The sequence below is a fragment of the Paenibacillus glycanilyticus genome (genome assembly GCF_030161375.1).
GTDB lineage: Bacteria > Bacillota > Bacilli > Paenibacillales > Paenibacillaceae > Pristimantibacillus > Pristimantibacillus glycanilyticus_B.
Window position 1 is genome coordinate 325,558 of sequence record NZ_BSSQ01000013.1, and the last position, 19,030, is coordinate 344,587.

Annotated in this window: 20 protein-coding genes; all 20 read left to right on the plus strand. The window is 43.4% G+C overall.

Going from position 1 to position 19,030, the window contains the following annotated elements; genetic code table 11:
• Positions 1–66: 66 nt before the first annotated feature.
• The 20 genes from ctaD to QQK89_RS16250 all read left to right on the plus strand — a co-directional run bounded on the left by ctaD (position 67) and on the right by QQK89_RS16250 (position 18,978).
• Positions 67–1,911 carry a cytochrome c oxidase subunit I gene (gene ctaD / locus QQK89_RS16155; RefSeq protein ID WP_284239689.1) on the plus strand — a complete coding sequence of 615 codons (1,845 nt, stop codon included), beginning with the start codon at positions 67–69 and terminating at the stop codon, positions 1,909–1,911.
• A complete protein-coding gene (locus QQK89_RS16160; protein ID WP_284239658.1) occupies positions 1,908–2,522 on the plus strand; it encodes a cytochrome (ubi)quinol oxidase subunit III in 615 nt (204 codons plus the stop codon). The genes ctaD and QQK89_RS16160 overlap by 4 nt, the downstream gene beginning before the upstream one ends.
• Positions 2,523–2,525: 3 nt before the next feature.
• Positions 2,526–2,846, plus strand: coding sequence for a cytochrome C oxidase subunit IV family protein (locus QQK89_RS16165; RefSeq protein ID WP_284239659.1), 321 nt, complete (start codon positions 2,526–2,528; stop codon positions 2,844–2,846).
• An 80-nt stretch (positions 2,847–2,926) separates the two neighbouring features.
• Positions 2,927–3,856 carry a cytochrome c oxidase assembly factor CtaG gene (gene ctaG / locus QQK89_RS16170; protein WP_284239660.1) on the plus strand — a complete coding sequence of 310 codons (930 nt, stop codon included), beginning with the start codon at positions 2,927–2,929 and terminating at the stop codon, positions 3,854–3,856.
• Positions 3,857–3,914: 58 nt separating this feature from the next.
• On the plus strand, positions 3,915–4,379 hold the full coding sequence (locus tag QQK89_RS16175) for a DUF420 domain-containing protein (RefSeq protein WP_284239661.1): 465 nt from the start codon (positions 3,915–3,917) through the stop codon (positions 4,377–4,379).
• Between the two features lie 146 nt (positions 4,380–4,525).
• Entirely contained in the window at positions 4,526–5,071 is a 546-nt protein-coding gene (locus QQK89_RS16180; RefSeq protein WP_284239662.1) for a GrpB family protein, read from the plus strand.
• A 140-nt stretch (positions 5,072–5,211) separates the two neighbouring features.
• Entirely contained in the window at positions 5,212–5,937 is a 726-nt protein-coding gene (locus QQK89_RS16185; RefSeq protein ID WP_284239663.1) for a hypothetical protein, read from the plus strand.
• 18 nt (positions 5,938–5,955) lie between these two features.
• Positions 5,956–6,345, plus strand: a complete 390-nt coding sequence (locus tag QQK89_RS16190; protein WP_284239664.1) for a GntR family transcriptional regulator — start codon at positions 5,956–5,958, stop codon at positions 6,343–6,345.
• A 3-nt stretch (positions 6,346–6,348) separates the two neighbouring features.
• A complete protein-coding gene (locus QQK89_RS16195) occupies positions 6,349–7,257 on the plus strand; it encodes an ABC transporter ATP-binding protein (RefSeq protein WP_284239665.1) in 909 nt (302 codons plus the stop codon).
• A gap of 28 nt (positions 7,258–7,285) precedes the next feature.
• Positions 7,286–8,191 (plus strand): ABC transporter ATP-binding protein, encoded by a 906-nt coding sequence (locus QQK89_RS16200; RefSeq protein WP_284239666.1) that lies wholly within the window; start codon positions 7,286–7,288, stop codon positions 8,189–8,191.
• A complete protein-coding gene (locus QQK89_RS16205) occupies positions 8,184–9,497 on the plus strand; it encodes an ABC transporter permease (protein WP_284239667.1) in 1,314 nt (437 codons plus the stop codon). Before QQK89_RS16200 ends, QQK89_RS16205 begins: the two co-directional genes overlap by 8 nt.
• Before the next feature lie 388 nt (positions 9,498–9,885).
• Positions 9,886–10,311, plus strand: a complete 426-nt coding sequence (locus tag QQK89_RS16210; RefSeq protein ID WP_284239668.1) for a MarR family winged helix-turn-helix transcriptional regulator — start codon at positions 9,886–9,888, stop codon at positions 10,309–10,311.
• A 139-nt stretch (positions 10,312–10,450) separates the two neighbouring features.
• Positions 10,451–11,566 carry a Gfo/Idh/MocA family protein gene (locus QQK89_RS16215; protein ID WP_284239669.1) on the plus strand — a complete coding sequence of 372 codons (1,116 nt, stop codon included), beginning with the start codon at positions 10,451–10,453 and terminating at the stop codon, positions 11,564–11,566.
• A gap of 21 nt (positions 11,567–11,587) precedes the next feature.
• On the plus strand, positions 11,588–12,622 hold the full coding sequence (locus QQK89_RS16220) for an LLM class flavin-dependent oxidoreductase (protein WP_284239670.1): 1,035 nt from the start codon (positions 11,588–11,590) through the stop codon (positions 12,620–12,622).
• Positions 12,619–13,755, plus strand: a complete 1,137-nt coding sequence (locus tag QQK89_RS16225; protein ID WP_284239671.1) for an NtaA/DmoA family FMN-dependent monooxygenase — start codon at positions 12,619–12,621, stop codon at positions 13,753–13,755. The genes QQK89_RS16220 and QQK89_RS16225 overlap by 4 nt, the downstream gene beginning before the upstream one ends.
• 52 nt (positions 13,756–13,807) lie before the next feature.
• Entirely contained in the window at positions 13,808–14,542 is a 735-nt protein-coding gene (locus tag QQK89_RS16230; protein ID WP_284239672.1) for an NADPH-dependent F420 reductase, read from the plus strand.
• 347 nt (positions 14,543–14,889) lie between these two features.
• Positions 14,890–15,873, plus strand: coding sequence for a LacI family DNA-binding transcriptional regulator (locus QQK89_RS16235; RefSeq protein ID WP_284239673.1), 984 nt, complete (start codon positions 14,890–14,892; stop codon positions 15,871–15,873).
• Positions 15,874–15,976: 103 nt separating this feature from the next.
• Positions 15,977–16,951, plus strand: a complete 975-nt coding sequence (locus QQK89_RS16240; RefSeq protein ID WP_284239674.1) for a LacI family DNA-binding transcriptional regulator — start codon at positions 15,977–15,979, stop codon at positions 16,949–16,951.
• A gap of 199 nt (positions 16,952–17,150) precedes the next feature.
• Positions 17,151–18,059 (plus strand): ABC transporter permease, encoded by a 909-nt coding sequence (locus QQK89_RS16245; protein ID WP_284239675.1) that lies wholly within the window; start codon positions 17,151–17,153, stop codon positions 18,057–18,059.
• Between the two features lie 13 nt (positions 18,060–18,072).
• A complete protein-coding gene (locus QQK89_RS16250; protein WP_284239676.1) occupies positions 18,073–18,978 on the plus strand; it encodes a carbohydrate ABC transporter permease in 906 nt (301 codons plus the stop codon).
• Positions 18,979–19,030 lie beyond the last annotated feature (52 nt).

Below are 19,030 nucleotides of genomic sequence, written 5' to 3' on the forward strand. Positions count from 1 at the left end.
CATCGGTGATTAGAGGAGGTACCTACCTTGGCTCATGGACATGCGGTTAAACGTTATTCCGGCCTGATGGATTGGCTGACAACGGTTGACCACAAAAAAATCGGTATTTTATATTTAATCGCCGGAGGTTTTTTCTTCCTTGTCGGCGGTTTGGAAGCACTTCTTATTCGGATTCAGCTTTGGAAGCCGCTTAATGATTTCGTTAGTGCGGATACATATAATGAGCTGCTTACGATGCACGGTACTACGATGATCTTCCTTGCGGCGATGCCTGTCATCTTCGCTTTGATGAACGCAATCGTACCGTTGCAGATTGGCGCACGCGACGTAGCGTACCCATTCGTCAATGCAATCGGTTTCTGGACATTCTTCGCAGGCGCAGTACTGCTGAATGTCAGCTGGTTTACAGGCTCAGCACCAGACGGTGGTTGGACCGCCTATGCACCGTTCTCGGGTTCGACCTTTAACGGGGACCACGGTTTTGACTACTATGTACTTGGCCTTCAGATTGCCGGTATCGGTACGCTGGTCGGCGGTATCAACTTCCTGGTTACCATCATTAATATGCGCGCTCCGGGAATGACCTTCATGCGCATGCCGATGTTCACATGGTCCGTATTCATTACTTCGGCATTGATCCTGTTCGCATTCCCAGCGCTGACAGTTGGCCTTGCGGCTATGATGTTTGACCGTATATTCGATGCGAACTTCTTCGATCCATCGGGCGGCGGCAACACCGTACTCTGGGAGCATATCTTCTGGATCTTCGGGCATCCTGAGGTATATATCCTGATCTTGCCGGCATTCGGCGTTATTTCCGAAGTTGTCAGCACATTCTCGCGTAAACGCCTGTTTGGTTACAGCTCGATGGTATTTGCTACCATCCTGATCGGCTTCTTGGGCTTCATGGTTTGGGCGCATCACATGTTCACGACTGGTCTTGGACCGGTAGCGAACGGTTTGTTCTCCATCGCTACGATGTTGATCGCCGTACCAACAGGTATTAAGATCTTCAACTGGCTGTTCACCTTGTGGGGCGGCTCGATTACATTCACGTCAGCGAACTTGTTCGCCGTAGGTTTTATCCCAACGTTCGTAATGGGCGGCGTAACCGGCGTCATGCTTGCAGCGGCTCCAGCCGACTTCCAGTATCATGACTCGTATTTCGTCGTAGCGCATTTCCACTACGTAATCGTTGGCGGTCTTGTACTGGGTCTCTTCTCGGGTCTTCATTACTGGTGGCCTAAGATGTTCGGACGCATGCTGAATGAAGGACTTGGCAAGCTGACGTTCTGGACATTCTTTATCGGCTTCCACCTGACGTTCTTCGTACAGCATTTCCTTGGTCTGATGGGCATGCCTCGACGGATCTGGACTTATCTGGACGGCCTGGGCTTCAACGAAATGAACTTGATCAGTACAATCGGCGCAATGCTGATGGGACTGGGTACTATCTTCTTCCTTCTGAACATTGTCATTACGGCTTTCAAACCTAAAACAGCCGCGAATGACCCTTGGGAAGACGGACGTACGCTGGAGTGGACAATCCCCTCGCCGGCACCTGAGTACAACTTCAAACAAACTCCGCTTGTACGCGGTTATGATGCATTCTGGAAAGAAAAGATGGAAGGCCATACCGAGATGACGCCGGCTGAACCAATTGGTTCGATTCATATGCCATCTCCATCCATTCTGCCAATGATCATGGCGATCGGCTTGTTCATAACAGGTCTTGGTCTCATGTATTCGCATGGCGAATGGGGTAAAATCGCAGGTATTGAAGCAGGCTATGTGGTAGGCGGTATTGGTTTGATTATTACGTTCACTTGTATGATCATCCGCTCCCTGGTCGATGACCATGGCTTCCATATCGAACCGGAAGAACTGCAAGATAAGGGGGTAAAAGCATGAGTGCACATTCCCATGACGGCCATTTGCCTCATGAGCCTGAAAAAGCAACCCTCGAGGGTCGCAATAAGATTCTTGGTTTCTGGTTATTCCTTGGTGCGGAAACGGTCCTGTTCGGAACGCTCTTCTCGGCGTTCCTGGCACTTCGCGATCAAGTGCTTGACGGTCCTACATCGCAAGAGCTGTTCGAGCTTCCGCTCGTTGCTCTTGCAACCGGCTTGCTCCTGACTTCGTCGCTTACGAGCGTATTTGCAACTCAAGCCCTTCATATGCATAAAGTAAAGGCCATGATTGGGTGGCTGCTCGTAACGATTATTTTGGGTCTTGGTTTCCTTGGCCTCGAGATCTACGAGTTCACGCATTACGTTCATGAAGGCCACGGCTTTACGACGAGCGCATTCAGCTCCTCGTTCTATACGCTGGTTGGCTTCCACGGTGCTCACGTAGCGTTTGGTATTGGTTGGATTTCGCTTCTGATCGGACAATTAATGAAGAAAGGCCTGACGGTGACAACTGCACCTAAAGCCTATGTTGCCGGTATCTACTGGCATTTCATCGACGTTGTCTGGGTATTTATCTTCACCGTCGTTTACCTGATGGGAAAGGTGGGCTAGTCCATGGCAAGCAATCATCATTCCGCTGAAAATGAGCGTCCGGTTCGGCACAGAGTTGAAGGACCTAAGAAGCACATCGTTGCTTTTATCTTCTCGATCCTGCTGACACTGATCGCGTTCGCGGCAGTTGCCGGCGGTGAGATTAACACCGACTTCATCTACATCATTCTTATCGGCTGCGCAATCTTGCAAGTATTTGTACAGATGGCGTTCTGGATGCACATGAAGGATCGCGGCCATACTTGGGCGATCATCGGTATTCTGTTCGGCGTATTCGTCGTCTTCACATGTGTTATCATGGCTGAATATTGGGCTTGGTGGTAACATTACCGCATAATTGAAAAGAGGAGGGTTCCCTAATACGGACCCTCCTCTTTTGCAGATATTTGAAAGGAGCTGCATCCATGCTAGGCTTACAGTATTTCAGCTTTGAAGAGTTGTGGACCCCATGGCTTTTGTTCTCTATGATCGCCGTTGTGATTCTTTATTTCTATTTGATTGGACCATGGCGGGAGAAGCATGAGCCACAGGCAGATAAGGCAAACATTTGGCAGAAAATCATGTTCGTGTCCGCAACGATTATGTTCTACCTCGTACAGGGAGGACCTTTCAGTTTGCTTGGCCACATGATGTTCACGTTCCATATGATCGATATGTCCGTCTCTTATTTGATTGTGCCGCCTATGCTGCTGCTCTCGGTTCCCAGCTTCATTTGGAGGCGAATGTTCGCGGCCCAAAGCTGGAAGAAGCTAAGATTTCTGACGCATCCGATTGCAGCGATTTTGTTGTTTAATGTGTTGTTCTCGCTTTATCATATCCCGCTTATCAATGATTATGTGATGACCCATTATTGGTTGCACCGGTTAGTGTATGTGATTCTGCTTATTGCTGCTATGTTGATGTGGGCACAAATCGCGAATCCGGTTCCGGAATGGAACCGTTTGACCGATCTGAAGAAGATGGCGTATGTATTTGCCAACGGTGTGCTACTGACGCCTGCCTGCGCATTTATTATCTTCGCTACTACTCCGATGTATGCGGTTTATAGCGATCCCGCCGTATGGGTGAAGGCGATGGGGTATTGCGTGAGCGATCCGTCGCAGCTTCTTGTCTTGTTTGATGGTCCTCAGTTCTTCAATCTTCTCTCCAGTCCGGAAGAGGATCAGCAACTTGGCGGTATTGTGATGAAGCTGCTGCAAGAGTTCATGTACGGCGTCATTTTGGCTTATATCTTCTTCCATTGGTTCAAACGCGAGCATAAGGACGATGATGTAACAAATGTGACAAATGAAGCGCCAAATGAGTTGTCCAATATGAATAAAGGCACGGTATAATAGAGCAGAAGAAAGCTAGACGGCAACACTCATATAAATCTTTTAGGTGGGATAAGCATTGGACAAGTACACACTTTTTCCTACGATCAGTACGAGCTTTATCGTCATAAGCGCGATTCTGGTCGCGATCGGCTGGAATCTGGCTATTAAGCGGAAGCTCGATCAGCATAAGAAAGTAATGATTGCAGCGGCTATTGCTGCGCTCATCTTTTTCATCATCTACTCGTCCCGTACCGTTCTTGTCGGCAATACGGAGTGGGGCGGACCGGACAGCCTTAAGCCTTATTACTTGACGTTCCTGTTATTCCACATCGTGCTGGCTACGGTCGCAGCGGCATTTGGCATAACGACGCTGGTGCTTGGCTTTAAAGAGAAATACTCGAAACACAGAAAATGGGGACGGGTCACTTCGATGATTTGGTTTTTTACCGCGATCACGGGTGTTGCCGTATATATTCTGTTGTACGTGATGTATCCGGGCGGCCATACCAAACCGGTTATTGATGCGATTTTTGGTTGGTAACCACAAAGCGTAGATCTCAAGGGAGATATTATCCCGCGGGCTCTACGCTTTTTTTTAGGCTATGTTAAACCGTGATTTTTGTTGAAACAGGAATTGATATATTGATCTGGAATGTTATTACTAAGTAAATTATAAAGGAGCCAGTTATGAATAAAGATGAGCTTGGGAGATTATATCCGATCACAGTTGTTCCTTACGATGCCAATTGGACATCACAGTTTAAAAATGAAAAACAAATCTTAATGAACATGCTCAGTTCTGAAATAGCTTTAAGAATAGAACATATCGGCAGTACGGCGGTACCTAATTTATCAGCAAAGCCGACAATTGATATCTTTGTGGAGATTCCAAAGGAAAATAAAGTACGTGAATTGATAATTAGTAAGATGACCCAAAATAATTATATACACATGACAGAGCAAAACAATTATCTAATGTTTGTTAAAGGATATTCTCCAAAAGGATTAGAAAAAGAGTCTTTCCATATACACATGGATACAAAAGATTCAGACTTTTTTTCGGATAGAGCGTATTTCCGGGATTATCTACGGGCGAATCCTACTGTTGCCAAACAGTATGAAGAACTAAAGTTTAATTTAGCGGAAATCTATAAGTATGATAGGGAAGCCTATACTGATAATAAGGCGGATTTCGTTAGTAAAATAACCAAACTGGCGAAAGAGAAATTATAAAAGTTTATCGACATAAGTATTTAACAGAGGCTTACTTTAAATAAAAAATGGTAAAACTGTTGACTCTCGGTTATGCTGTGTATATACTGTGCTTATGAATATACACAGTATAATGACTGTGCTTGAAGGGAGAGGGGCTTTTGAATATAAGGCAAGGTGCCTGGCATATTGCCAAACATGAGCTGTCGCGCGATTGGCTTGGAATTGTGTTTACCGTATTGTTTAGTCTTTATCTCGCTTTTATTACGATTGCCGTGTACAACGATACGGAACAAACGACTTCATGGCTGCTCGATCTGCTTTTTATGGTTGCTTTTCCGAGTCTAGCGTTTGTCATGAACAAGACTACGTTGCATTTCTGGCGAGAGGATAACTTCACGGGCAAACTAGCTGAATGGCGGACGCTGCCGATTCCATTATCGCATCTCGTAATAGGAAGAATGATTCAGCTTGTTATCGTACTGACTTTGGTACTAACGATATTTTTTACGATCCAATACGTATTAGTTGACCGGTTGCATGAGCACTTATCCGTTGGCGCGTATCTCTTATACGTTGTATTCTGGTACTTCTACGCACTGTCAATGGCGGTGCTGTATGCATACTTCGAAATCGGGCATTCCGGCAAAACATACGCGGTATTCTGTTTCATATATGTCGCTGTATTTGTTCTCATCTGCGTGGGATTTGGTCTCACCCATGTTGGCATAGTGGATGGCTTGCTTGATGAAGCGGAGAAGGGGCATTGGTGGTATTCAGCAGCGGCGTTAGTTGTATGTATATTAACGATGTATACGGGCTACTGGATAATTAAACGACGTCTGAAGCAACGCCATTATACTAAAAAAATGCCGGTTAGCTCCTGATTGGAAGAAGGTGAAGTTGTGTGGCTGCCAATACAAATTAACGAACAAAGCGCGGAACCGCTCTATTATCAGATTGAAGTGCAATTAAGAGCGCTGATCGTAAGCGGGCAGCTGGAAGAAGGAACCTTATTACCTTCGATCCGGGAATTTGCGCAACTGCTGAAGTGCAGTGTCATTACGGTGCGCCGGGTCTATCAGGATTTGGAGAATGAAGGACTGCTTCGGACGAAACAAGGAACGGGTACTTATGTAGCCCGCATCGAACAAAATGCGATGGAAAGTTATCGGCTGGATGCCGTTACGGAAGCGCTTGAGGCGGCCGTTGATGCCGGGAAGCTGGTCCAATGCACAAGGGAAGAGCTGGCGCAGCTGTTCCAGGACGTATTAGAGCGGAAATTTGGAGGGTGAAGGATGACCGATACTGCAGTAAGTTTGGCGGATGTTGAGCTGCGGCGGCCGCATTTTCAACTGGGACCCATCGATCTTGAAGTGCCAAAAGGTTATGTAACGGCCATCGTAGGGCCAAACGGCTCGGGTAAAAGCTCAACCTTCCGGCTAGTTCTGGACTTGATCAAACCGGACAAGGGTGAAATTAACCTCCTAGGGCAGAGCACGACTCAGGAGGAAGATTGGAGAGTCAAAAGCAAAGTCGGTTATTTGCCGGAGCTGTTCTCTCCGCATGATGATAAGCTGAAAGCTTCGATCAAGACCGGTTTTGTGAAGAAATGGTATCCAGAATGGGACGTGAACCGTTACCAGGAGCTGCTCCGGCTCTTTGAAGTGGATGATCATATCAAGCTTGGCAAAATGTCCAAGGGGATGCGCCGCAAATATGAATTCGCCTTAACTTTGTCGCATCACCCGGAGCTATTGATCCTCGACGAGCCATCATCGGGTCTTGATCCTTTGGCTTGGCGGACGATGATTGAAGTGCTGCATCGCTATATGGAGCCAGGCGGCCGAACGATACTGATGGCTTCCCATATTGTCGAAGAAGTGAAGCGTCTCGCTGATTATATCGTATTTATGATACATGGACGCGTACTTGGCGTGTACGAGAAGGATGAGCTGTTTGGAAGCTGGCATGCCTTTTACGTGCATGGGGAGAAGGTAAGCCGTAAGCTTGTCCAACAGTTGCCGGGACAATGCGGGATTGAAGAAGCCGGTGGAGGCATGCTTCGCGTTATTACGCGGCAGGCTCCCGATGCCGAAACCTGGTGCGGGCAGGAAGGTATCACGATTACGCACCGTCAGGCGCTGCAACTGGATGATATTTTGGCGATACTGGTAGAACAGGAACGGACACGGTTAAGATCATAGCTATTATAAGGAGAGGACGGAATAAAGAATGAATCCATTAGTAGTAGATCGGGTACACAAGCAATACGGGGAGAAGAAGGCCGTAAACGGAATCAGCTTTGAGGTGGAAGAAGGAGAAATCTACGGATTGCTTGGGGCGAACGGTGCCGGCAAAACAACCACGATGCGGATGGTGCTTGGACTAATCTATCCGGATGAAGGTAAAATCCTGTATAACGGCAAGCCATACACGGAAGAGCAACTCAGCATGCTTGGTTATTTGCCGGAGGAGCGCGGGCTGTATCCGCGGGTAAAGATCAGCGAACAGTTGGTTTATCTGGCTCAGCTGAGAGGCATGTCGAAGCATGATGCAGACGCTAATCTGAAGCAATGGCTGGAAAGGTTCGAGGTTCCAGAATATTACAACAAGAAGCTGGAGGAACTGTCGAAGGGCAATCAGCAGAAAATACAGTTTATTGCTTCGGTCATTCATAAACCTCGGATTGTAATTTTGGATGAAGCATTCAGCGGCCTCGATCCCGTAAACGTGGAATTACTGAAGTCTACTGTTAAAGAGCTGCGCAATGCCGGCACGTCGATGTTATTCTCTACGCACCGGATGGAACATGTCGAAGAGTTATGCCGTAATATTACGATTCTTCACCGGTCGAATCCGGTCTTGCAAGGCAACGTTCGCGAGATTAAGAAACGGTTCCCTAGAGAGAAGGTTGTCCTGAATACGGACAACGAAGTGTCAGGGCTTGATGCGATCGCCGGGGTAACCGGTGTTCAACGGCATGAATCCGGATACGTAATCGGGATTACGGATGAAAGCGCGGCAGCAGCTATTTTGCACCAGGCGATGAGTCAGACAACGATTCAGAAGTTCGAGATTATGGAGCCAACGTTGAACGAGATCTTTATTAAAGCGGTAGGCGGTGATCTGCATGAATAAGTTTTGGACGGTTGCTGGATTTACGATGAAGAATAAGATGAAAGGGAAATCATTCCTGATTACGACGCTTATCTTTGTCCTTGTGTTATCTTTAGGTTCAAATTTGCCTTATATTATCTCTTTGTTTGACAAAGATAACGGCAAAGCAACAAACGTTGGTTACGCTATTGATGCCCGAACGGTGGAAGGAACCAAGATTGCGGAACAGCTTCGGGCTACGTATGCGGGCCTGGAGAAGCCGGCGATTAAGATGGTTGAGTTCCCGGATGCAGGTTCAACAGAGGCTAATGAAAAGGAATTAAAGAAGGCGATTGCCGAAAAGAAAATCAAAGGGTATCTGTTATTTGGACCGGCAGACGCCACGGGAATGCCTTCCATTGCTTATAAATCGGAAAAGCTGAACGATCATAACACAACGCAATCCCTTCAGCAAACGATCCAGATCGTGAAGACGGATATGATACTGAAGGATAGCGGTTTAACGGCTGAGCAGAGAACGATGCTGGTTACTCCGGTTACGCTCGACGTCATGCAGATTGCCGCAACAGATGGGGCAGGCGGTGTCGGCAACGGCAAAACGGAAGACCAGCGCGGAGTGGATATGGGCTTTGTTACTTTCCTGTTGCTGCTGCTATTCTTTGGTATTATGGTCTCCGGTCAAATGATTGCCTCGGAAATTACGGCAGAGAAAAGCTCGCGTGTCATGGAGATTATCATAACGAGCGTATCGCCGCTTACGCAAATGTTCGGCAAAATCTTTGGTATATTCGTTGTGAGTCTTACGCAAATGGTTGCTTACGTGGTTGTTGTGTTTATTAACATCAGCTTGCCGCACAACGATTCTGCCTTCCAGCAATACAATATTGATCTAACGAAGGTTGATCCGCTGTTACTTGTTTACGGATTGCTGTTCTACGTAATGGGCTTCCTGCTCTATGCGTCATTATTCGCTGCGGTAGGCTCGATTGTTAGCCGTACGGAAGATCTGGGCCAAGCCGTCATGCCTATTACGCTGCTGTCGCTGGCGGGCTTTTATATTACGACCTTCAGCATTTCGGCACCAGACACGATGCTTGTCAAAGTAACGTCGTTTATCCCGTTCTTCTCGCCATTCGTCATGCTGCTGCGAGTGGGCCTCGCCAATCCGCCATTCTGGCAAGTTATTGTATCCTTCGGGATCCTGCTTGTGAGCATTTATGCGGCAGGTTGGCTATCGGCGAAGATTTACCGTACCGGCGTCTTGCTCTACGGCAAACGTCCAAGCTGGAAAGAGCTGCGGAAGGCTATGAAGGCTTATAAGATTTAGGGGTTATCTTTTAAAAAAATGTGAGTAACGGTTATAGATTAGACAGATTACAAGATAAAACTAGACAATTCACGGGATAAAACAAGACAATTCACAGGATAAAATAAGACATTGGACAGTATAGCTTCAGCACAAATGCGCTGATTGATAAAACTTTAAGGGTAAGCAACACTACAGCAGCCGGCGTATTTACGTTCGGCTGCATTTTTATTGAGGTAAAGTTTAGCTTGGAAAATAATCACTTGTGAATAGCCGAAGACACAAGGAAGAACACTAATGATTAGGTGATAAGGTGGTAAGTCTCTATAGACGAGCTTGTTGACTGATAAAAATAATCATGATATATTTAGCCTGCTAAATAAATTGAAAAAGGTAGAGGAAAAGCAATATGGAGACATCAGTTGACTGTGAGATTCGTGAGTTGTTCGATAAACTTTCCGCAAGGATGAGACGAGATTACGGTGAGAGTCTAAGGGAACTAAACTTGCATGTCGGACAAGATAACCTTCTATACCGTTTATGGTCAGGTGATGGAATTACGCAAATGCAGTTAAGTGAATATTTGAAATGTGAACCGCCTACCATTACGAATATGGTGAAATCACTTGAACAAAACGGATTTATATATCGAAAACGTGATGAGAAGGATGCACGAATTATGCGCATTTTCTTAACCGAAAAAGGGAAGGAACTTGAAGAGCCCGTACGTATCATATGGCAAAAGCATCAAGATAAGTTGCTAAATTTGATTTCAACAGATGAACGTCTCCTTTTAAGACGGCTAATGAAACAAATGGAGAGTAATTTGTTTTAAGAAACTCTCCTTTTTTTTTAAATTTATTTAGCAGACTAAATAAAAATTTAATGAAATCACATTAATTATCTCGTTTTAATTACAAGAATATATTTAGCAAGCTAAATAAAAAGAAGGCTGATAAAAGGAGGAATTAATTATGATGAATAAACAAAAAATTGGTGTTGGTATTATTGGTGCAAGCCCTTCTAATCCGTACAGTTGGGCCGTTAATTCGCACATACCTTCGATTAAAGCATTAGCGGATGAATACGAATTGCGCGCTGTTAGCACAAGCCGTCAATCAACTGCAAAAGATGCCGAGAAAAAGTATGGTGTACCCGGATTTGATAATCATCTGGATTTAATTAACCATGCTGGCGTTGATCTGGTTGTTGTTACGGTTAAGGTTCCCTATCATCATGAAATCATTACTGCCGCACTTGATGCGGGGAAAATGGTCTTCTCGGAGTGGCCACTCGGCAATGGCCTAGATGAAGCAAAAGAATTGGCTAAATGCGCAGAAACAGCAGGAACACGCACAATCGTGGGCTTGCAAGCACGTTATAGTCCAGTCATTCGCTATGCAAGAGATCTAATTTCAGAGGGCTACGTTGGAGATGTTCTTGGTACCACGCTTGTTGGATCAGGTATGGGTTGGACGGGAGTTACCGATCGTTTGAATTCGTATGTGTATGATAAGGCCAATGGGGTAACAGTTCTCTCAGTTCCGATCATGCACACTCTTGATGCCCTCCAGTACGTGTTAGGGGATTTCTCCACGATTTCGGCAGAAATGGTATCCAATCAAACAGAGTCCTTAGTAGCAGACACGAATATAATAATTCCCTTTACTTCACCCAACCATGTATCAATTGTGGGGACGTTGACAAATGGCACGGCTGTGTCTGTATTTTATCGAGGAGGAACATCCCGTGGTGAAAATATGCGTTGGGAAATTAATGGTACAAAGGGCGATCTGGTAATAACTGCTCCAAGTGGTCATACCCAATTAGCTGAATTAAAGTTGCAAGGTGGACGAAATCAAGAGCACCGTGTAGAAGATCTAACTGTTCCGGAATATTACTATGGTCATCATCTTCCGACTGGTATACCAAGTAATACAGCGCGAATTTATGAACATTTCGCTAAAGACTTGCGTGATGGCACATACACAACTCCGGATTTTGCACATGCATTACGCCAACATAAGCTTCTTAGCGTTATTGAAACAGCTTCGCAAACAGGAATGAGGCAAAATTTAAGCTTTTATTAATTAAGGGTAGGAGTAATTCCAATGATCTCAACTATGAATGAGCAAAATATAAAATTATCGGTTTTAGATTTCGTTCATGTATACAAATACTCGAACCCAATTGAAAGCCTTCAAAATACAACTGAGGTTGTTAAATTGGCGGATCAACTGGGATATACCAGGTATTGGTTTACTGAACATCACAATACAACGAGTCAAATTAGCACTTCTCCAGATTTGTTAAGTTTGCATGCAGCTTCTCAGAGCCGGCATATTCGTGTTGGTTCTGGAGGAATTATGCTCCCCAATCATAGTCCATTGAAGGTGGTAGAAAACTTCACTCTGCTTGAAGCTCTTCATCCCGGAAGAGTAGATCTAGGCTTAGGCAGAGCTTCCGGGACAGATGGTTTAACGGCAACGGCCTTGCAGGGATCGCGAGATGATTTCTCTGTTCAATTGAATAATTTACTTTCATTCTTCTCACGAAGCTTTCCAGAAGAACATCCTTACCGTAGGATTAAGCCCTCAGGAGGACTATCATTGATACCCGAACTCTATATGCTGGGTTCCAGCCAAGGCGGGGTTCACTACGCAATTGAAAGAGGTCTCGGATTTGCATTTGCTGCACATTTGGCTCCGAAACTGGCCGTACCGACATTACGCGCATATCGTAAAAACTTTGTGCCTTCGTCGTACCTAAAGGAGCCTAAGAGTATATTAACTATCGCCGTAATTACTGCGGAGATTGACGAAGAGGCACAGTACTTGAGCGGTCCTTTAGAACTCATGTGGGCAAGGATGGCAACAGGATCAATAGATATTTCTTTCCCTACTGTAGAAGAAGCAGCATCTCATGTGTATTCACATGAAGAAGAAAGAGCTAGGGAATACAACCGAGACCGATTTGTCATTGGGAGCATTGAAAATGTGGCAAAAAGGCTAAGAGGAATAGCGAAAGAAGCATGGGTTGACGAAATTATGGTAGCCGATTTTTACCCCGAACAGGCTGCGCGATTAAAAGCCCTCGAGTTATTGGCAAAAGAATTTGGACTTAACAGAAAAAGAGGGGCAAAATGAAAAATAAAAGACAACTAAAGATCGGCGTTATAGTTGATGGTGTTGGTTGGAGTTATAATGCATGGCGACATCCTAATATGCCTGCTAATGCAAGTGAAAGTGTGGATTTTTATGTCAAGAAGGCAAAACGAGCTGAAGAGGGCAAGTTCGATATGGTTTTCTTGGCAGATGTAAGCCATATAGGGCCCGGGAACATTCCTCATTACCTAAGTATGTTTGAAGGTGTAACGATACTATCCGCGCTAAGTATGGCAACTAGCCACATCGGGCTTGCCGCAACTATAGCCACCTCTTACGCTGATCCTTTTACAGTGGCTAGACAGATGGCCTCTCTCGATAAAATTAGCAATGGGAGAGCGGCATGGAATGCTATTACTTCTAATCCAGGAGGGTTGGCTAACTATAGCAGAAGGCATTTGTCTAAAGATGATTTATACCCTTTAAATAAAGAGTTCATCGAAATTGTGGAAGGTCTGTGGGATTCCTATGAAGACGATGCTTTTATTCGTGATAAAAAGAGCGGTATCTTCTTAAATTCAAGAAAGATGCATTCATTGAACTATAGAGGTGAGTATTTTTCTGTAGATGGACCACTTAATATTAGTCGTTCTTCACAAGGCAGGCCTGTCATTTTTCAAGCAGGTACTTCTGAAATGTTTATGAAAATTGCTTCTAAACATGCTGAAGGTATACTTGTAAATGGGGATGATTACAATTACGCCAGACAATTTAGTGAGGAATTTAGAAAAAGAGTAATTCTTGCAGGACGGGATCCTGAAGACCTATTAATTATGCCGACTCAACATGTAATTGTTGGAAGAACAGAAACTGAGGCAGAAGAAAAGTTTCAGGAGTTAATAAGTTTATCACCTCCGGGCTATCATATACGTAAGCCTCAGTTTTTCGGATCTGCTGAAACTGTTGCTGATATGATTGAGCATTGGTATCAGACAGGTGCAATGGACTTATTACTACTCAGACAAGAGCATCCTTCAGGAATTGATGATTTTATAGACTTAGTCGTACCTGTTTTACAAGAAAAGGGCATATTCCGAAGAGAGTATGAATCTCAGACGTTGAGAGGTAATTTAGGGCTGCCATACCCTCAAAATAGATATACACAAGTACAATAACTCTGCAGTAGAGAAAACTCATCAGAATAAGATAACATTTAGGAGGATTTAAATGAGATTTGGAATTATAGGAGCAGGGCCAATTGGGTCTAATATTTCTAAAAAACTAGTTAATAATGGGCATGACGTTAAAATTGCGGATGCACGTGGGAGCGAACGTTTAGAAGGAAAAGCACTTACGGGAGCACCTGTGAGCATAGAAGATGTGATTAAAAATATTGATGTTCTTATAATATCTATCCCTTCGCATGCGTTGCCAAGTATTCGCAAAATTGTAGATCAAGTTGGGGAGGAAGTAGTCGTTGTAGACACTTCAAATTATTATCCTCAAAGAGACAGTAAAATTGATGAGATTGAGAACGGCATGGTTGAGAGTGTGTGGGTTTCCAAACAATTAGGTAGGCCGATAATTAAAGCCTTCAATAATCTACTAGCTTATTCTTTGGAACATGAAGGAGCACCAGAAGGTACTACTGGACGCATTGCTATAGCAGTTGCTGGTGATGATCAATCGCAAAAACAAATTGTCATGAATATAGCAAACGAATTGGGCTTCGACACAATAGACAGCGGTTCTTTACTAGATTCATGGAGACAACAGCCAGGAACTCCTGCATACTGCACAGAACTAACTAAAGAAGAACTAACCAAATCATTACAAAAAGCGAATAAAGAAAAAGCCCCGTTCCTACGTGATAAGGTAATAGAAAAGCTATCTGTGGCTCCAGTTGGATATTTTTCAAATAAAGATATAGTTAATCTAAATAGAGAAATATATAATTCCTAAGTTGTTAGACGTTAAGTTAGCGGAAAACAATTGAGCAACAACACTAAATACTACAGCTGCCGACAATTAATCGGCAGCTGTTTCTCTGATTAGAGGTTGGACGATAAAGATTAATTTACAATGGAATAAGCCTTGCTCAAGCCATGATCTTCTATTCAAAGCCTTAATCCCTGTAGGTGTTTGTTGTCGGGGCATCGCAAGATTCTGGAAAAGGTTCAATTAATAACGTGCGTATAATACGTTTAAAGTAAATTTGGCTAGCTAAATCAAAAGAGCTGGATTAATATTTAGTCTTGGATGTGGGTTTAAGATTACTATTGTCCTATATAAGCTAAGGTGGTCAAATTATGCCGAAAATTAATGATGTAGCTGAAAATGCAGGGGTATCCATTACCACTGTTTCTCGTGTTCTGAATAACCGGGGCTATATAAGTGAATCAACACGAAACAAGGTATTTCTCGCTATGAAAGAATTAAATTATCAGCCAAATGAAATGGCACGTTCTTTGTATAGAAAAAAATCAAATATGATCGGGCTTATTATCCCCACAGTTACTAATCCATTTTTCAGTGAGCTAACTTATCATTTAGAGTACTTTGCAAATTTAAAAGGGTATAAATTAGTGCTATGTAATTCTATGAAAAATATACAAAAAGAACACGATTACATCGATATGTTAAAGAAGAATCAAGTAGACGGCATCCTTGTGGGTAGTTCAGTTTTGGATGTCGAGCACTATCTTAATTTGAATTTACCCATTGTTTCATTTGAACGGACCTTAGCAAATATCCCAACCGTAACATCTGACTATATCACAGGAGGAAAACTTGCTGCACAATTGTTACTCGATAAAGGATGCTTGAAGCCTGCTCTGATATTTCAGGCGGGTGGTGGACCTCACCACCAATCACTATTAACTGCTGGGATAGGACAGGGGTTTGAGGATGTGCTGAAAGGTACAGCGATAAGACCAGTTTATATGGAGTTAGATCCGGACATTAACATTAATCAGTGTCATGGGAATGAACTACTACGGATCTTTAATGAGCATCCTGAAATAGATGGTGTACTGACCGAGGATTTGCTAGCTGCAGAGATCATTCGAATTTGTAACCGCTTAGATAAAAAAATTCCGGAAGATATTAAATTAATCGGGTATGATGATGTTATGATTCCATCATTACTATCTCCACGACTTAGTTCGGTAAGGCAGCCAATTAAGGAGATGAGTGAGTATATTATTGAATCAATTATCAAGCAGATCAAAGGTGAAGTTGTTCCGATGCTTCATACTATACCAGTTACCCTTATCGAGCGGGAGACGACTTAAACTTCTATAATGTTGCTCTAAAAATAATTATTGAAACGTTTCCAAAATGGTGATACTATATTGTTATCAGGTAAAGATGCAGTATGCATCAGGAGGTATCAGATTGTCAAATTTGAAAGATGTGGCCGAATTAGCTGGCGTTGGGGTTGGTACCGTATCGCGGGTCATCAACAACCAGGTATCGGTCAAGCCAAAGACTAGGGAAAAGGTCCTAGCAGCAATAAAGCAGTTAAATTATGTGCCCAATGAAATCGCCAGAAACTTTAAAATGCAGAAATCAAATTTAATCGCACTATTGCTTCCGAGCATATGGAATCCATTTTTCTCCGAACTTGCTTACTATATTGAAGATGAACTGGATCGCGAAGGCTACAAATTAATTCTGTGTAACAGCGGTGGCAAGCCTGCGAAAGAATTGTATTACTTCGATATGTTGAGTCAAAATAAGGTTGCAGGAATTCTGGGTATTACTTATAACGATATTGAGAGCAGTCTGGATACAGAGATTCCGATTGTTAGTATTGACCGTCATTTTTCAAAATCAGTTCCGTGCGTAACGTCGGACAATTATACCGGAGGACGGATTGCAATGCGGGAGCTGTACAAAGCTGGTGTTCGTAAGCCTGCATTCCTGGGAGCCATAACATCCGTGTTCAGTGAAACAATGCTTCGGAAAAAAGGATTTATTGACGAGGCAGAGACACTGGGTCTAGACTATATTATTTATGAAGAGCCTGATCCCGTATTAGACGATTTGAAATACTTTGGAAATTTCTTTAAGGTTAGGGAGCACCGCGAGGTTGATGGCGTATTCGCCATTACAGATCTTTTTGCTGCCAAATATATTGATCAAGCACAAAAACACGGAATACGAGTTCCTCAAGACGTAAAGGTAATTGGTTTTGATGGCATTCAAGATAGTACGCTATTTCATCCAATACTTTCAACAATTCGTCAACCGGTAGAGGAGATGGCACGTACTTCGGTGAAACTACTTTTAACCCAAATCTCTGGAAATGCGATTTCGCAGGATACGATTCGGATTCCCGTACACTTCAGGCCTGGAGAGACGACGTAGAACTTTATACGTTAGGCCTGATTTTTTTCTCACCAATTTGGAAACGTTTCAAAAAAGTAAATCATCAAGGTGTAATTGATTTACAATTTGGAAACGTTTCAAATATAAAATATGTAACCGTTTCCTATTGTTGAAAAGGGGGATAATCTAAGACTAAAATGGAAACGTTTCAAATTATTCGAAAGTGAGGCAAACCCAATTGAATTCTAGCCGTTTAAAATCAATTCTGAATAATTATCAGCTTTACCTTTTTTTGCTGCCCACTCTTTTGTACTTTGCTATTTTCGCTTATTGGCCAATGTATGGGGTCATTATCGCTTTTAAAAACTTCTCCGTTACGAAGGGAATCTTAGGAAGTCAATGGGTAGGGTTCGAGCATTTTGAGCGATTCTTCACTTCCTATAACTTTAAAGAGTTGATTGCCAATACCCTCGGACTAAGTGTGCTTGGTCTGATTGTGACCTTTCCGCTGCCCATAATTCTTGCATTGATGTTGAATCAAGTTACGAATTTGCGGTTTAAAAAGTTCGTTCAGACAACAGTTTATGCTCCGTTCTTTATTTCGACTGTCGTCTTGTCTGGCATGATTCTGGTATTTCTCTCACAGACGGGGATTATCAATCAGGCGATCGTGCATTTGACTGGTAATCAGCCGATTTTGTTTATGACTCAACCAGAGTATTTTAAAGCCATCTACATTTTATCAGATGTCTGGCAAGGGACAGGCTTCAGTGCCATTGTTTATCTAGCGGCACTGGCAGGGGTGAATCCGGAAATTCATGAAGCGGCTATTGTGGATGGTGCGACTAAGTGGCAGCGCATCTTGAATGTCGATTTACCTTCAATAATGCCTACGGCAATTATTCTGTTAATTCTCGCAGTAGGAAATGTAATGGGTGTTGGTTTCGAAAAGGCGTATCTATTGCAGACACCGACCAATTTACCGAGCTCTGAAATCATATCGACCTATGTTTACAAGGTGGGTCTGAAGCAATCTCAGTATAGCTTCTCTGCTGCTGTAGGTTTATTTAACTCAGTTATTAATCTTGTACTACTCTTAGCCGTTAACAAAGCAGCCAAAAAAATGTCCAATACAAGCTTATTCTAGGGAGGGACGAACCGTGTCCGTCGGTCAGACAAAATCATTAAGGTCTCGAAACGATCTACTATTTGACATCTTGAACTATTTCGTTCTATCGGTAATCGCGTTAATTGTGTTGTACCCCTTGTATTTCGTCTTTATCGCTTCCATAAGTAATCCCACAACGGTCCTAAATGGTGAGATGTGGATTTGGCCAAAAGGCATTACGATGGAAGGCTACTTGCGCATTTTTAAAGAGGATAGCATCTGGAGAGGGTATGAGAATACCCTTTTGTATACGAGCGTAGGAACCATTATTAATGTTACGTTCACAGTCCTTGCAGGATATGCTTTATCGCGTAGAGATTTATATGGGCGTAATACAATTATGGTTTACCTACTTATCACGATGTTCTTCTCTGGTGGGCTTATTCCCACTTATCTGGTTGTAAAAAAATTGCACTTGGTCAATACGATGTGGGCACTAATTTTACCTAAGGCAGTTTCCCTCTTTAATGTCATCATTGCACGGTCTTTTTTCCAAGATACGATTCCGAATGAACTTCTAGAGCAAGCTAAGATTGATGGGTGTTCGGATTTTACCTTTTTTGCCAGAATCGTACTTCCGCTTTCTAAGGCTATTATTGCTGTGTTGGCGTTGTTTTACGCCGTCGGTTACTGGAATTCGTTCTTTGATGCACTTATTTATTTGGGAGACGAGAAAAAGTATCCGCTGCAACTGGTACTACGCAACATACTTGTCATTCAAAATGAACTGGCAAGCCAATTTGTTACTGATGTTGAATCGGCTGAAGTACAGCAGCGTGTAGCTAGCTTGCTAAAGTATGGCGTTATCGTTATTGCGTCACTGCCGTTGCTAGTCGTATATCCTTTTATCCAGCGTTATTTTGTCAAAGGCGTTATGATCGGTAGCGTGAAAGGATAGTTAAAGTAAAGCCGACATTAATGAAGATCATCACGCTAAAGGAGGTGGTCAA

Bases quoted from the DNA above. Each gene is read 5' to 3' on its own strand.
- QQK89_RS16235 (WP_284239673.1), top strand. From the start codon at position 14,890: ATGCCGAAAATTAATGATGTAGCTGAAAATGCAGGGGTATCCATTACC.
- QQK89_RS16180 (WP_284239662.1), top strand. From the start codon at position 4,526: ATGAATAAAGATGAGCTTGGGAGATTATATCCGATCACAGTTGTTCCT.
- ctaD (WP_284239689.1), top strand. From the start codon at position 67: ATGGATTGGCTGACAACGGTTGACCACAAAAAAATCGGTATTTTATAT.
- QQK89_RS16225 (WP_284239671.1), top strand. From the start codon at position 12,619: ATGAAAAATAAAAGACAACTAAAGATCGGCGTTATAGTTGATGGTGTT.
- QQK89_RS16195 (WP_284239665.1), top strand. From the start codon at position 6,349: ATGACCGATACTGCAGTAAGTTTGGCGGATGTTGAGCTGCGGCGGCCG.
- QQK89_RS16160 (WP_284239658.1), top strand. From the start codon at position 1,908: ATGAGTGCACATTCCCATGACGGCCATTTGCCTCATGAGCCTGAAAAA.
- QQK89_RS16215 (WP_284239669.1), top strand. From the start codon at position 10,451: ATGATGAATAAACAAAAAATTGGTGTTGGTATTATTGGTGCAAGCCCT.
- QQK89_RS16210 (WP_284239668.1), top strand. From the start codon at position 9,886: ATGGAGACATCAGTTGACTGTGAGATTCGTGAGTTGTTCGATAAACTT.
- QQK89_RS16230 (WP_284239672.1), top strand. From the start codon at position 13,808: ATGAGATTTGGAATTATAGGAGCAGGGCCAATTGGGTCTAATATTTCT.
- QQK89_RS16205 (WP_284239667.1), top strand. From the start codon at position 8,184: ATGAATAAGTTTTGGACGGTTGCTGGATTTACGATGAAGAATAAGATG.
- QQK89_RS16200 (WP_284239666.1), top strand. From the start codon at position 7,286: ATGAATCCATTAGTAGTAGATCGGGTACACAAGCAATACGGGGAGAAG.
- ctaG (WP_284239660.1), top strand. From the start codon at position 2,927: ATGCTAGGCTTACAGTATTTCAGCTTTGAAGAGTTGTGGACCCCATGG.
- QQK89_RS16165 (WP_284239659.1), top strand. From the start codon at position 2,526: ATGGCAAGCAATCATCATTCCGCTGAAAATGAGCGTCCGGTTCGGCAC.
- QQK89_RS16220 (WP_284239670.1), top strand. From the start codon at position 11,588: ATGATCTCAACTATGAATGAGCAAAATATAAAATTATCGGTTTTAGAT.